The following is a 13,859-nucleotide window of genomic DNA, read 5'->3' as shown; positions in this document are numbered from 1 at the left end:
CGGACCGGGCACCGGGTGCCGGTGTCCGCTGCCGGTGACGGCGGCGGCAGGTTGGTCAACGGAGACGAACGAACGGATGGATCGATGATAGACAAAGTGATACCCACGGCAGCCGCTGCGGTGGCCGACATTCCGCACGGGGCGTCCCTGGCCGTGGGCGGCTTTGGACTGTGCGGCATCCCGGTGACACTGATCGACGCCCTGCATGACCAGGGCGCGGGGGACCTGGAAACCGTCAGCAACAACTGCGGCGTGGATGACTGGGGACTCGGCCGGCTGCTGGCGGATCACCGCATCCGCCGAACCGTCAGCTCCTACGTGGGCGAGAACAAGGAGTTCGCCCGCCAGTTCCTGGCCGGGGAGCTGGAGGTCATCCTGACCCCGCAGGGCACCCTGGCGGAAAAGCTGCGCGCGGGCGGTGCGGGCATTCCCGCCTTCTACACCACCGCCGGGGTTGGCACCCAGGTCAGCGAGGGCGGGCTGCCGCAGAAGTACGACGGCGAGGGCGGGGTCCTGCAGGCTTCGGAGCCCAAGGAAGTGCGCACGTTCGGCGGCGCGGAGTATGTGCTCGAGGAGTCCCTGACGCCGGACTTCGCGCTGGTCCACGCCTGGAAGGGGGACCGGCACGGCAACCTGGTGTTCCATGCCAGCGCCATGAACTTCAACCCGCTCTGCGCCATGGCCGGACGCATCACCATCGCCGAGGTGGAGGAGCTGGTGGAACCGGGCGAGCTTGATCCTGCGTCCGTGCACGTACCCGGGATCTTTGTCCAGCGGGTGGTGCATGCCGGCCCGGGAGAGAAACGCATCGAAAAGCGCACCGTCACGCCCGCCGGAAAGGACTCCTGACATGGCACTGACCCGCTATGAACTCGCCGCCCGCGTGGCCCGCGAGCTGGAAAACGGACAGTACGTCAACCTCGGCATCGGCATGCCCACGCTGATTCCCAACTACATCCCCGAGGGCGTGGAAGTGGTGCTGCATTCCGAAAACGGGGTGCTCGGCGTCGGCCCCTATCCCACTGAGGACCAGTTGGATCCGGACCTGATCAACGCCGGGAAGGAAACCGTCACGGTGAACTCCGGCGCATCGTTCTTCGACTCCGCGGCGTCCTTTGGCATGGTGCGCGGCGGGCACGTGGACGTGGCCGTGCTCGGAGCCATGGAAGTGGCGGCCAACGGGGACCTGGCCAACTGGATGATCCCCGGGAAAATGGTCAAGGGCATGGGCGGAGCCATGGACCTTGTGTTCGGGGCCAAGCGGCTGATCGTGATGATGGACCACACGGACCGCAGCGGCAATCCGAAGATCGTGGCCGAGTGTTCCCTCCCGCTGACCGGGCGCGCCTGCGTGGACCTGATTGTCACCGACCTCGCCGTCATCGAGGTGGGCCCCGAGGGACTGATCCTGCGCGAAACGGCGCCCGGCGTCAGCGTGGAGGAAGTGGTGGCGGCCACCGGAGCACCCCTGGAGGTTTCCCTTGACGTATGAGGAGCCCGACGCCGGGACCGAGGAGCTGGCAATGGCGCCGCGGATCATCGAACAGCGCGGGCTGTGGTTCGAGGAGTTCGAGCCGGAGGCCGTCTACCGGCACCGTCCCGGACGCACCGTGACCGAAGCGGACAACGTCCTGTTCACCACCCTGACCATGAACACCCAGGGCCTGCATCTGGACGCCGCGTACAGCGCCGGGCAGCCGTTTGGGCAGCGGCTGGTGAACTCCATGTTCACCCTGGCCACCATGGTGGGCCAGTCCGTGGGGCAGCTGACGCAGGGCACCCTGGTGGCGCAGCTGGGCCTCGGAGAGATCAGCTTCCCGCACCCCCTCTTCCACGGGGACACCCTGTATACGGACACCGAGGTGATCCAGAAGCGGCTGTCCTCCTCCCGGCCCGGGCAGGGAATTATCACGCTGGCGCACACGGGCAGGAACCAAAACGGTGACGTGGTGGGGCGCTGCACGCGGACCGCACTGGTCTGGACGCGGGCAGCGGGCGAGCAGCAGCTGCCGTGAGCCGCGCCTGCGCCGACAGATGGGCCGGCAGATAGATTGGACCCAAACCCCGGACGTGAAGGAGATACCCGCGTGACAACATTCCCCATGGGACCTGCCCTGCTGTTCTGCCCGGCGGACCGCCCCGAACGGTTTGCCAAGGCCGCCGACCGCGCCGACGCAGTGATCCTGGACCTGGAGGACGCCGTCGCCCCCGCCGATAAGGAGGCTGCACGGCGAAACCTGGCCGCTTCGGATTTGGATCCCGCCACCACCATCGTGCGGGTGAACCCCCTGGGGACCGGGGACTTCGAGAAGGACCTGGCTGCGGTGCGCCAGACTGAGTACCGGACCCTGATGCTGGCCAAGGCCGAAGACGCCCCGGCCATCGGCGCCGCGCTCGCGGACTTCGCCGTGGTCGCGCTCGTGGAAACGGCGCTGGGTGTTGTCCGCGCTGCGGAAATCGCGCAGGTCCCGTGCGTGAAAGCCCTGATGTGGGGTGCTGAGGACCTGGTGGCTTCGCTCGGCGGCGAGTCCAGCCGAAGCCCGGACGGCAGCTACCGCGGGGTTGCGCAGCACGCCAGAGCCACTGTGCTGCTGGTGGCCGGAGCGTTTGGCAAGGGGGCCGTGGACTCGATTTACGGCAACATCAAGGATACGGACGGGCTGGAGATTGAAGCACGCGACGCCGCGGCGTCGGGTTTCGCCGCCAAGGCCTGCATCCATCCCGGGCAGGTGGCGGCGGTGCGCGCCGCGTACGCGCCGTCCGACGACGAAGTTGCCTACGCAACTGAGGTCATCGCCGAAGCGGCCAACCACGGCGGCGTGTTCAACTTTCGCGGCGAAATGATTGATGGTCCGCTGCTGAAGCAGGCCCAGCAGACGCTGAGCCGCGCCGGACGCTGAGGAAATACTCCATTTCCTGCCTGACTCCGGACAGCTGCCGGGGTGCTGCGCTACCTTCGTAAGATGCGCATAGTCATAGCAGGAGCCCATGGACAGATTGCCCGCGAACTGGGCCGGCTGCTGGCCGCCCACGGCCACGATGTCGCCGGACTGATCCGCAATCCGGACCAGGCGGACGACGTCGAGGCTGACGGAGCGGCCCCGGTTGTCATCGACCTGGAAAACAGCACCAGCGACGACGTGATCCAGGTCCTGACCGGAGCCGATGCGGCTGTGTTTGCCGCCGGTGCCGGGCCGGGCAGCGGTGCGGCCCGCAAGGACAGCGTGGACCGCGGCGCCGCCGTGCTGCTCGCGGACGGGGCCGAGCAGGCGGGCGTGTCACGCTTTGTGCAGATTTCCGCGGCGGGGCTGGATTCCGTCCGGGACGATGCCCGGCCGGAGGGCATTGATGATGTTTACTACGCCTACCTCGTGGCCAAACTGGCGGCCGAAGAGGACCTCAAGACCCGCGACCTGGACTGGACCATCCTGCGCCCGGGGCACCTGACCAATGACGCGGCCGAGGGGCTGGTGGAGCTGGGGCCGGCGGAGGAACAGGGCAGCGTTCCCCGGCATGATGTTGCCGCCGTCCTCGCCGAGCTGATCAACACCGGACGCGGCAGCCGGCAGACGCTGTCGGTTGTCTCCGGTTCCACGAGCATCCCGGATGCCGTGGCGGCGCTTCCCATTACGCTTTAGGTCCCGTGGCCTTTAGCTGCGCACGCTTGAGGTCCCGCGCCGCCGGCGCCGGTGCAGTTCCGGACACCCCGGGCAGCGTCGGTGCGCGATACTGGAACCATGCAGCTTTCAGCGTCTTCCGGCACCCCGTCCGCAGCAGCAGCTACACGGCCCTTTGGCAGCACCGAGGGCGTGCCGCGCCGCGTGGTGCTCCTGGGCTCCACCGGCTCGATCGGCACGCAGGCCATCGATGTGGCCGACGGCGCTCCGGAACGGTTCACCATTGTGGCCCTGGCCGCCGGCGGGTCCAACCTGGACCTGCTCGCCCGGCAGGCGGTCCACACGCGCGCAGCCGCCGTCGGTGCCGCCGTCGTGGACACCGCCACCCTGCGCCGGGCGGTGCAGGAGGCCGCCGCTGCCGCCGGGGTTTCCGATTACGATCCGGAACTCTTCACCGGCCAGGATGCCGCAACGGCCATTGCCGCCTGGCCCGAAGCCGAAGTGGTCCTGAACGGGATCACCGGGTCCATCGGCTTGGAGCCCACGCTCGCTGCGCTGGCAGCCGGACACCTGCTGGCCCTGGCCAACAAGGAATCCCTGATTGTCGGCGGTGAACTCGTGAAGCGCGCCGCCGCTCCCGGACAGCTGGTCCCCGTGGACTCCGAACACTCCGCGCTGGCGCAGGCACTGCGCTCGGGCACGGCGCAGGAAGTGGACCGCCTCATTGTCACTGCCTCCGGCGGCCCGTTCCGCGGCAAGACCCGCAGCGAACTGGCCAACGTCACACCGGACCAGGCACTGGCACACCCCACCTGGAAGATGGGCCGGATGGTCACCACCAACTCGGCGTCCATGGTCAACAAGGCCCTCGAAGTCATCGAAGCCCACCTGCTCTTCGACGTGCCCCTGGAGCGGATCGACGTCGTCGTTCATCCGCAGTCCGTGGTGCACTCCATGGTCCAGTTCGTGGACGGCTCCACCATTGCCCAGGCCTCCCCGCCGGACATGCGGCTGCCGATCGCGCTGGGCATGGGCTGGCCGCACCGGGTGCCCGGTGCGGCCTCACCCTGCGACTGGTCCAAGGCGACCTCATGGACCTTTGAACCGCTGGACGAGGAGGCCTTTCCCGCCGTCGCGCTGGCCAAGCGCACCGCCGCGGCCGGCGGAACCGGCATGGCCGTCTACAACGCCGCCAACGAGGAAGCCGTGGACGCGTTCCACGACGGACTCATCGGATTCACAGACATCGTTGATACGATCGCCGCCGTACTGGCCGAACACACCGACACTGCGCCGCTGACGCTGGAATCGGTGCTGGCGGCGGAATCGTGGGCCAGGGCCGCAGCACGCAGGCGCTGCGGGCGCTGACCGTGCCGGCCCTTCAACCGCTTGACCCGATTGATCCAAAGGAAATTCGTTGACCGTTCTCCTCTTCATCCTGGGCGTCCTGTTCGTGGCGGTGGGCATCGCCGTGTCCATTGCGCTGCATGAAGTGGGCCACCTGGTTCCGGCCAAGGCCTTCAAGGTCCGGGTGACCCAGTACATGATCGGGTTCGGGCCCACCGTTTTTTCGCGCCGCCGCGGTGAGACCGAATACGGCGTCAAGGCGCTGCCCCTGGGCGGCTACGTTTCGATGGTCGGGATGTACCCCCCGAATACGACCAACGACGCCGATGGAACGGTCCGCAGCTCCAGCACCGGCATGTTCCAGCAGCTGGCCACCGATGCCCGCGCCGTGGCCGCCGAGCAGCTTCAGCCCGGAGACGAAAACCGGGTGTTTTACAACCTGCCGATTTGGAAGCGCATCATCGTGATGCTCGGCGGGCCGTTCATGAACCTGGTGATCGGCGTCGTGCTGTTTGCCGTACTGCTGATGGGCTTTGGAACCGCGCAAAGCACCACCACGCTGGCCGAGGTCAACCAGTGCGTGATCACCTCGGATAAGGCCGAGCAGGGGCAGACGGAATGCACCGAGGCGGATCCGGCGGCTCCGGCCTACGAGGCTGGACTGCTGCCCGGGGACACAATCATCGCCTTCAACGGCAGCCCCGTCACGTCCTGGGATGACCTCTCCGCACGCATCCGCGAAGCGGCCGGCCGCTCCGTTCCCATCACTTACGAGCGCGACGGCGTCGAGCGGGACACCGTGATCACCCCGCTGCTGACCGAACGTCCCGTAGCTGACGACGACGGCGCCCCCGTGGTGGATGACGCCGGCAACCCCGTGACCCGGGAGGTTGGCTTCATCGGTGTTGCCGCCTCCACCGAGCTGGTCCGCCAACCCGGCTCTGAGGTGCTGCCCGCCGTCGGGGAGAACCTGCAGAACATCGCCGGCGTGGTCATCAACCTGCCGCAGCGCGTTGTCGACGTGGCCCAGGCAGCGTTCTCGTCGGAAGAGCGGGATCCCAACGGACCCATCAGCGTTGTCGGCGTGGGCCGGATTGCCGGCGAGATCTCCTCCCTGGAAGACGTACCGGTGGAAAGCCGCGTGGCTTCCCTGCTGGGACTGGTGGCCAGCGTCAACCTGGCGCTTTTCGTCTTCAACCTGATTCCGCTGCTGCCGCTTGATGGCGGCCACGTGGCCGGCGCCCTTTGGGAGGGGCTGCGCCGGCGTGTTGCCAAGCTCTTCAAGCGCCCGGACCCGGGACACTTTGACCTGGCCAAGATGCTGCCGGTGACGTATGTCGTGGCCATCCTGTTCATGGGGATGACCGCTCTGCTGATCTACGCGGACATCGTGAAGCCGGTCAGCCTGTTCAACTAAGCCGGGGCACCAGCCGCGCAGCGGCGAAGCGCAGCAACGAACCAGCGGCGAGCGGGAACAGCGCAGCAACTTGAAGCCAAATACGGTTGTGATTCCAATTACAACCGGATACGGTTTCAATATGATTTTCAACCGCAGGTCTGTGCGCCCATGTTCGTCCTGACCATTGACCAAAAGGGCAGCCGCAGCGGCCGGGACCGGGTTCCGGACCTGCTGTCGCTGCTGGGCGGCCTCCCCATGGAGCTGCCCTTTGAACGGTCGGTGGGGGACGAGGTCCAGGGACTTTCGGCCGACGCCGGCGCAGTTGTGGAGGCAGCGCTGCGGGCCCTGCGGGACGGCCACTGGTCCGTGGGCATCGGGATTGGGGAGGTGGAAACGCCACTGCCGGCCAGCACGCGGGAAGCTTCCGGACCCGCGTTTGTCGCAGCCCGGGACGCCGTGGAGCGGGCCAAGAAAACGGGTGACCGACCGCCCGTGGCGGTGACCGGTCCCGCCGGTGCGGCCGAAGCCGAAGCCGTGCTGGTGCTGCTTGGGCGACTCATCCGGGACCGGACCGCGGAACAGTGGCGGATACTGGAGCACGTTGAACCCGGAACCTGGGGCGCCCAGAGCGCCGCGGCCCGTAAGCTCGGCATCAGTCCACAGTCAGTGGGCAAGACCATAGCCCGCGCCGGGTGGCAGGAGGAGTGGGCGGCCCGTCCCGCTGCAGCCGTCCTCCTTGCCCTGGCCAACGGGCAGTCCGGGCGCCCAAACGGGCAGTCCGACGGGCGCCCAAACGGGCAGTCCGACGGGCGCCCAAACGGGCAGTCCGACGGTCGCCCAAACGGGCAGTCCGACGGGCAATCCGGCGGGGGAGAGGGAAGAAGCTGATGGAGTTTGTCTGGATTGTCCTGACCCTGGCCGCTGCGGGCCTCCTGGGCTGGCCGGTGACTGCCGCGGTGCTGCGGCTGGCCCGGGCGGTGGAAAACTCGGGGCCGCCGTTCTCCGACACGGACCCCGCCGCGGACCAGGACCTGGACGCCGAGCTCAGTGCCGGAACCAGGGTCTCCGCCGGCCAGCCGCTGGGCGGGCAGCCGGCGCCGGCAGGCTCCCCGGCGCAAACTCCGCCGCGGTCCGCAGACAGAATCGCCGGCCACACACCAGGAAGGACCGCGCGCAGCGCCCCGGTGCCGGGATCCGTGCTGCGCGGCGGGCTGGTGATTGGAGTCCTCGAACGGCTTGCGGTGGCAGCCTCGGTGCTGGCTTCCGAACCGGTGGCGATTGCCTACGTCGTGGCCATCAAGGGCCTGGGCCGGTATGCAGAGCTTAAAGACACACCCGCAGCAGCCGAGCGCTTTATTATCGGGACGCTGACCTCCATGCTGTGGGCTGTTGGCGTTGCTGCCGCCGCCCGCGCCTTCCTGCTCTGAGCCAGCGATCCCGTAGGCTTGAGCCCATGAGCATTTTTGCAGTTGAATACGTGTACGACGCCGATTCCGCCGCCATCCGTGATGAGCACCGCCCCACCCACCGTGAGTGGCTGGCCGGTTTGGCGGAGCAGGGACGCTTGCTGGCCTCGGGTCCGTTCACGGACGGCGCCGGCGCCTTGCTGATCTTCACTGCGCAGGACGACGTCGATCTCTCCAACCTGCTGATGCAGGACCCCTTTGCCGCCGTCGGCGCCATCTCGGGAATGAAAACCACGCAGTGGAAGCCGGTTATCGGCGCTTTTGCCGATCTTGTCTAAGCCCTGAACGATATCCGCACATCACGCATCGGTGCGGGTGGATAATGGATTAGCGCATCCGCAGTGCGCTTTAGCCGAATAACTGCCGATGAGGCACATGGAGGACGTTTTGACCTCGGTCAACCTTGGAATGCCAGCAGCACCGCCGCCCACTCTCGCGCCGCGGCGCAAGACCCGCCAAATCAAAGTGGGATCGGTGGGGGTTGGATCAGATTCGCCCATCAGCGTTCAGTCCATGACAACCACGCCCACCACGGACATCAACGCCACCCTGCAGCAGATCGCAGAGCTGACGGCCTCCGGGTGTGACATTGTCCGGGTTGCCTGCCCCAGCGCCGACGACGCAGCGGCACTGCCGATCATTGCGAAAAAGTCGCAGATCCCCGTGATCGCCGACATCCACTTCCAGCCCAAGTACGTGTTTGCGGCCATTGAAGCCGGTTGCGCCGCGGTACGCGTCAACCCGGGCAACATCCGCAAGTTTGACGACCAGGTTCGGGAAATCGCCCAGGTCGCCAAGGATCACGGCACCTCCATCCGCATCGGCGTCAACGCCGGTTCGCTGGATCCGCGGCTGCTCGCCAAATACGGCAAGGCAACCCCCGAGGCCCTCGTGGAATCCGCAGTCTGGGAAGCGTCCCTGTTCGAGGAACACGACTTCCACGACTTCAAGATTTCCGTCAAGCACAATGACCCCGTGGTCATGGTCCGCGCCTATGAGCTCCTCGCGGAACGCGGCGACTGGCCGCTGCACCTCGGTGTCACCGAAGCCGGGCCGGCGTTCCAGGGAACCATCAAGTCCGCCACCGCTTTCGGCGCACTCCTGTCGAAGGGCATCGGCGACACCATCCGCGTGTCGCTGTCCGCTCCTCCGGTGGAGGAAATCAAGGTGGGCAACCAGATTCTGCAGTCGCTGAACCTGCGCCCGCGCAAGCTGGAAATTGTGTCCTGCCCGTCCTGCGGCCGCGCCCAGGTGGACGTGTACACTCTCGCAGAGCAGGTGACCGCCGGGCTGGAAGGCATGGAGGTTCCGCTCCGCGTCGCGGTCATGGGCTGCGTTGTCAACGGACCGGGCGAAGCCCGCGAAGCTGACCTCGGAGTGGCCTCCGGCAACGGCAAGGGCCAGATCTTTGTGAAGGGAGAAGTCATCAAGACTGTTCCCGAAGACCAGATCGTTGAGACCCTCATTGAAGAGGCTATGAAGATCGCAGAGAGCATGGGGGAATCCGATGGCGAAAATGCTGGCACGGGTGGCCCCATGGTTACTGTCGGCTAAGACCGGCGTTAACGGCCGCAGCGGGCAGGAAATCCGCGGCGGCGCCTCCGGGACGCTGCGCATCCTGGAGGACGCAGACACCGCTGCCCTCTGGGCCCTGGCGGAAACCGACCCGGTGGCGAACATCTTCCTGCTGTCCCACCTTGAAACGACCCGCACCGCCGCCCCCACCACGGCGGGCGGGCGGGTCGTCGGCGTTTTCGACGACGATGAGCTCACCGCAGCCTGCTGGGTAGGCGTGAACGTGGTGCCCGTTGGAGTAACCGCCGACACCGGCCCCGAGCTTGGCGCCTACCTGGCCCGGTCCGGCCGGCGGTACTCGTCCATTTTCGGGCCAGCCGAGGCAGTGCTTTCGCTCTGGTCCCAGCTGCAGCATTCCAGCCCGCAGCCCTTTGACGTGCGCCCCGACCAGCCGCTGCTGCAAATGACCGGAGTCTCCCAGGTGCAGCCGGCTCCGGGGCTGCGGTACGCCCAGCCATCGGAGCTTGACGTCCTGCTGCCCGCCTGCGCTGCCATGTTCGAGGAAGAGGTCGGGTACTCGCCCGTCGCCGGGGGCAGCCACCATTACCGGCAGCGGGTCAAGTCGCTGATCGCGCGGCAGCAGTCGCTGGTGGACTTCGACCCGTCCGGCCAGGTGGTCTTCAAGGCCGAACTCGGCACCGTGTCCAGCGGCGCCGTCCAAATCCAGGGCGTGTGGATGAACCCTGCCTACCGTGGACGGGGCCTCAGCGCGCCCTACATGTCCGCGGTGGTGGAGGCGGCCCGGCAGGTGGCGCCCGTGGTCAGCCTGTACGTCAATTCCTATAACGCCCCGGCCCGCGCCACCTACGAAACCGTGGGATTCGAGCAGGTGGGCACCTTCGCCACCATCCTCTTCTGATTTCATGTGAGAGCGGCCACCTCAGTAGGATGCTCAGTGTGCTTCCAATGAAACGGAAGCGCTGAGAGCACCAACTCCGCTGCCGGGTCCATCCGGCCGCGGGAACCAAACTGGGGGAACCACATAATGAACAAGTCCATGAAAGCCGGCGCGCTCCTTGTCGCCGGTATTTTTGCGCTGTCGGGCTGCGGCAGCTCGGATGATTCCGCCTCGTCGGCGGACGCTGCGCCAGACTCTTCAGCCTCGGCCCCGGCCGAATCAGCATCACCGACACCCACACCCACGCCCACTCCGGCAGCTGGCGAGAAGCAGTACACCGCAGACGAACTGGAAGCGGCCCTCACGGCCGTGAAGGAAGATCAGGGGCTGACCGGACAGATCGCCAATGATGCGGCCGTGCGCCCCGAACTGGCCGGGGTTGAAGACGCCTTCGCGGACATCAAAATCACGCCCGAAGAGTGCAGCGCCCTGGCGACGGCCAACCTCTCGGAAAAGATCGAGAGCTCCACGGTGGCCATCATGCAGCTCAGCGAAACGGATTCGCTGACGGTCATCAGCTACGAAGATGCATCGCTCCTGGACAGCCAGGTCAAGAACAACGACCAGCAGATGGTCGACTGCGCGGAATTCACCATGGAAACGGGCGGACAGGTGCTGACCGCCAGCGCCGAAGAGGTCCCTTCCTCCACCGATGCAGTCACCACCCAGGCCTACAGTGTCGCCATCAATGTCGAGGGCCAGGCAACAACAACCCTTCAGATCAGCGGCTTCTCGGGCACCACCAACATCACCGTCAGCATGAGCGACCCCGCTGACGCTGCGGGTGCCCAGGGCGCGGCTGAGGAACTGATCAACGCCGTGCTCGCCGAACTGGAGAAGTAATGAACAAGTCCATGAAAGCCAGCGCACTCTTGGTAGCCGGCATCTTTGCACTCTCGGGCTGCGGCAGCTCCGATGACTCCGCCGCGGCGGATTCCCCTGCCGCAGACTCGCCGTCACCCACACCCACCCTGGCCGTAGGGCAGGATCAGTACTCGGCGGACGAGCTTGAAGCCGCACTGACCGCGGTCAAGACGGCCCAGGGCCTGACCGGTGACGTGGAAAATGACGCCACACTGCGTCCGCAGATGGAGGAGGCCACCCTCTCGGGTATCACGGCGACGCCCGAGCAGTGCAACATCCTCGTCTCTTCCTTCTTCGACGAAAAGATCGGCGAGGGAAACCTTGGCACCGTGGGGATCAATGACAGCGACACGCTGATGCTGATCAGCTACAAGGACGCGTCCGTCCTGGAAAAGCAGGCCGAGAGCAGCGCACAGCTGGTCAAGGACTGCGCCGAGTTCCAGATGGAGGCTGACGGGAGAGTCATCAACGGCTCGGTGGAGAGCCTTGAGGCTTCCACCGATGCCCCGTCCACCCAGGCCTACCGGAGCGTCATTACCCGGGCAGACGGGGGCGAAGCCTCAACCATCCAGGTCAGCGGACTCTCGGGCACCCTGAATCTCAGCGTCACTCTGTTTGACCCCGCAGACGCAGAAGGTGCGGTGGCTGAGGCCGAGAAATCCATTAACGCCGCCCTCAGCGAGCTCGAAAAGAAGTAGCAGCACACCTCACGCGTACGCGCCGGGGCCGGACCTGCACCCCAGGTCCGGCCCCGCCGTCGTCGTACCGCATGTCCGGCAGGGGCGGCGGCACACGCTAGATTAGAGGGGAGCGTTATTTTCCTTTTTCTCCCAGCTTGAATACTGTCCCAGCTTGAATGCAGCCACGGGCTGCAGAAACGGATACCCAGCGTGGTCCTTCGACTTTCCACCCTTTTCCTGCGCACCCTGCGCGAAGACCCTTCCGACGCCGACGTCGCCAGCCACCGCCTGCTGGTGCGTGCCGGCTACATCCGCCGCGCCGCTCCCGGCATTTACTCCTGGCTGCCGCTGGGACTGCGGGTGCTCGGCAAGGTGGAAACCATCATCCGTGAGGAAATGGCGGCCATCGGCGCCCAGGAAGTCCACTTCCCGGCCCTGCTGCCGCGTGAACCGTACGAAGCCACCAACCGCTGGACTGAGTACGGCGACAACCTCTTCCGACTGCAGGACCGCAAGGGCAACGACTACCTGCTGGCTCCCACGCATGAGGAAATGTTCGCGCTGCTGGTCAAAGACCTGTACAACTCGTACAAGGACCTGCCGGTCTCGCTGTTCCAGATCCAGAACAAGTACCGCGACGAAGCCCGTCCGCGCGCCGGCCTGCTGCGCGGGCGCGAGTTCATCATGAAGGATTCCTACTCCTTCGACATTGACGACGACGGCTTGGAGGCCAGCTACCAGGCGCACCGCGGCGCCTACCTGCGCATCTTCGAACGCCTCGGCCTGGAAATCGTTGTCGTGTCGGCGGTCTCCGGCGCCATGGGCGGCTCCAAGTCCGAGGAATTCCTGCACCCGACGCCGGTTGGCGAGGACACCTACGTCCGCTCAGCGGGCGGGTACGCCGCCAACGTCGAAGCCGTCACCACCGTCCCTCCGGCCGAGATCGACTTCACCGGCGCCCCCGCGGCGAAGGTCGTGGAGACCCCCAACACCCCGACCATCGACACCCTGGTGGCCGACGTCAACGCACGCTTCGCCCGGGAATCCGGCGAGTGGACAGCGGCGGACACCCTGAAGAACGTTGTGCTGGCCGTGACGCTGCCCACCGGCGAACGCCGGATCGTCGTCGTCGGCGTCCCCGGGGACCGTGCCGTGGACCTCAAGCGCATCGAAGCGAACATCGCCGCGCACGTGGAGATCGGCGGCGAGCTGGAAGTCGACGCCGCCACCGATGAGGACATCAAGAAGCACCCCGGCCTGGTCAAGGGCTACATCGGCCCGGGCCTGTCCGTGGACGCGCCGGTCCTCGGCACCGAATCCGCCACCGGCCTGCTGTACCTGGTGGACCCGCGCGTCGTTTCCGGCACCAGCTGGATCACCGGCGCCAACGAGGCCGGCAAGCACGTCATCGGCCTTGTAGCAGGACGCGACTTCACCTGGGACGGCGTCATCGAGGCCGTCGAGGTCAGCGAGGGCGACGAGGCTCCGGACGGATCCGGTCCGCTCGAAGCAGCCCGCGGCATCGAAATGGGCCACATCTTCCAGCTCGGCCGCAAGTACGCCGAAGCGCTGGGCGTGAAGGTCCTGGACAAGAACGGCAAGCTGGTCACCGTGACCATGGGCTCCTACGGCGTGGGCGTGACCCGTGCGGTGGCCGCCCTGGCCGAATCCAACCATGACGATAAGGGTATTGTCTGGCCGCGCTCCGTCGCTCCGGCCGACGTCCACGTGGTGGCCACCGGCCGCGGCGAGGAAATCTTCGCAGCGGCTGCTGCCCTGTCCGAGGAACTGGAAGCCGCGGGACTGGAAGTTATCTACGATGACCGGCCCAAGGTCTCCCCGGGCGTGAAGTTCGGCGACGCCGAGCTCATCGGCGTGCCCACCATCCTGGTGGTTGGCCGCGGCCTGGCCGACGGCGTCGTTGAGATCAAGGACCGCGCCACCGGCGTTGCCGAAAACGTTCCGGTGGCTGAAGCGGTGGAGTACGTGCGCCGCGCTTCAGCGCAGTAGCAC

Annotated in this window: 15 protein-coding genes; all 15 read left to right on the top strand. The window is 66.6% G+C overall.

The features are described from left to right. The first annotated feature begins 84 nt into the window (after positions 1–84). The 15 genes from AAE021_RS09790 to AAE021_RS09720 all read left to right on the top strand — a co-directional run bounded on the left by AAE021_RS09790 (position 85) and on the right by AAE021_RS09720 (position 13,856). Positions 85–849, top strand: coding sequence for a CoA transferase subunit A (locus AAE021_RS09790; protein WP_342022153.1), 765 nt, complete (start codon positions 85–87; stop codon positions 847–849). 1 nt (position 850) lies between these two features. Next, positions 851–1,492 carry a CoA transferase subunit B gene (locus tag AAE021_RS09785; RefSeq protein WP_342022152.1) on the top strand — a complete coding sequence of 214 codons (642 nt, stop codon included), beginning with the start codon at positions 851–853 and terminating at the stop codon, positions 1,490–1,492. A gap of 31 nt (positions 1,493–1,523) precedes the next feature. Continuing rightward, a complete protein-coding gene (locus tag AAE021_RS09780) occupies positions 1,524–2,015 on the top strand; it encodes a MaoC family dehydratase (RefSeq protein ID WP_342025370.1) in 492 nt (163 codons plus the stop codon). A gap of 87 nt (positions 2,016–2,102) precedes the next feature. Further along, the gene (locus tag AAE021_RS09775) at positions 2,103–2,900 is read left to right on the top strand and encodes a CoA ester lyase (RefSeq protein ID WP_342025369.1); all 798 of its coding nucleotides are present in this window, start codon (positions 2,103–2,105) and stop codon (positions 2,898–2,900) included. A 63-nt stretch (positions 2,901–2,963) separates the two neighbouring features. Beyond that, complete coding sequence (locus tag AAE021_RS09770; protein WP_342022151.1) at positions 2,964–3,638, top strand: NAD(P)-binding oxidoreductase; 675 nt, start codon at positions 2,964–2,966, stop codon at positions 3,636–3,638. 99 nt (positions 3,639–3,737) lie between these two features. Beyond that, positions 3,738–4,985 (top strand): 1-deoxy-D-xylulose-5-phosphate reductoisomerase, encoded by a 1,248-nt coding sequence (dxr, locus tag AAE021_RS09765; protein ID WP_342022150.1) that lies wholly within the window; start codon positions 3,738–3,740, stop codon positions 4,983–4,985. Between the two features lie 49 nt (positions 4,986–5,034). After that, positions 5,035–6,381: a site-2 protease family protein gene (locus tag AAE021_RS09760; RefSeq protein ID WP_342022149.1), complete on the top strand. Its 1,347-nt coding sequence runs from the start codon at positions 5,035–5,037 to the stop codon at positions 6,379–6,381. A gap of 150 nt (positions 6,382–6,531) precedes the next feature. Further along, complete coding sequence (locus tag AAE021_RS09755) at positions 6,532–7,251, top strand: MarR family transcriptional regulator (RefSeq protein ID WP_342022148.1); 720 nt, start codon at positions 6,532–6,534, stop codon at positions 7,249–7,251. Then, entirely contained in the window at positions 7,251–7,790 is a 540-nt protein-coding gene (locus AAE021_RS09750; RefSeq protein ID WP_342022147.1) for a hypothetical protein, read from the top strand. The genes AAE021_RS09755 and AAE021_RS09750 overlap by 1 nt, the downstream gene beginning before the upstream one ends. 26 nt (positions 7,791–7,816) lie before the next feature. Further along, on the top strand, positions 7,817–8,107 hold the full coding sequence (locus AAE021_RS09745; protein ID WP_342022146.1) for a YciI family protein: 291 nt from the start codon (positions 7,817–7,819) through the stop codon (positions 8,105–8,107). 109 nt (positions 8,108–8,216) lie between these two features. Then, complete coding sequence (ispG, locus tag AAE021_RS09740; protein ID WP_342025368.1) at positions 8,217–9,383, top strand: flavodoxin-dependent (E)-4-hydroxy-3-methylbut-2-enyl-diphosphate synthase; 1,167 nt, start codon at positions 8,217–8,219, stop codon at positions 9,381–9,383. Continuing rightward, positions 9,337–10,263, top strand: coding sequence for a GNAT family N-acetyltransferase (locus AAE021_RS09735; RefSeq protein WP_342022145.1), 927 nt, complete (start codon positions 9,337–9,339; stop codon positions 10,261–10,263). The genes ispG and AAE021_RS09735 overlap by 47 nt, the downstream gene beginning before the upstream one ends. Before the next feature lie 126 nt (positions 10,264–10,389). Further along, the gene (locus AAE021_RS09730; RefSeq protein WP_342022143.1) at positions 10,390–11,145 is read left to right on the top strand and encodes a hypothetical protein; all 756 of its coding nucleotides are present in this window, start codon (positions 10,390–10,392) and stop codon (positions 11,143–11,145) included. Beyond that, on the top strand, positions 11,145–11,864 hold the full coding sequence (locus AAE021_RS09725; protein ID WP_342022142.1) for a hypothetical protein: 720 nt from the start codon (positions 11,145–11,147) through the stop codon (positions 11,862–11,864). Before AAE021_RS09730 ends, AAE021_RS09725 begins: the two co-directional genes overlap by 1 nt. Before the next feature lie 192 nt (positions 11,865–12,056). Continuing rightward, complete coding sequence (locus AAE021_RS09720) at positions 12,057–13,856, top strand: proline--tRNA ligase (protein WP_342022141.1); 1,800 nt, start codon at positions 12,057–12,059, stop codon at positions 13,854–13,856. The last annotated feature ends 3 nt before the right edge of the window (positions 13,857–13,859 follow it).

It is taken from the genome of Arthrobacter citreus (assembly GCF_038405225.1).
Lineage (GTDB): Bacteria > Actinomycetota > Actinomycetes > Actinomycetales > Micrococcaceae > Arthrobacter_B > Arthrobacter_B citreus_A.
This window is presented reverse-complemented; position numbering and strand designations above follow the sequence as displayed.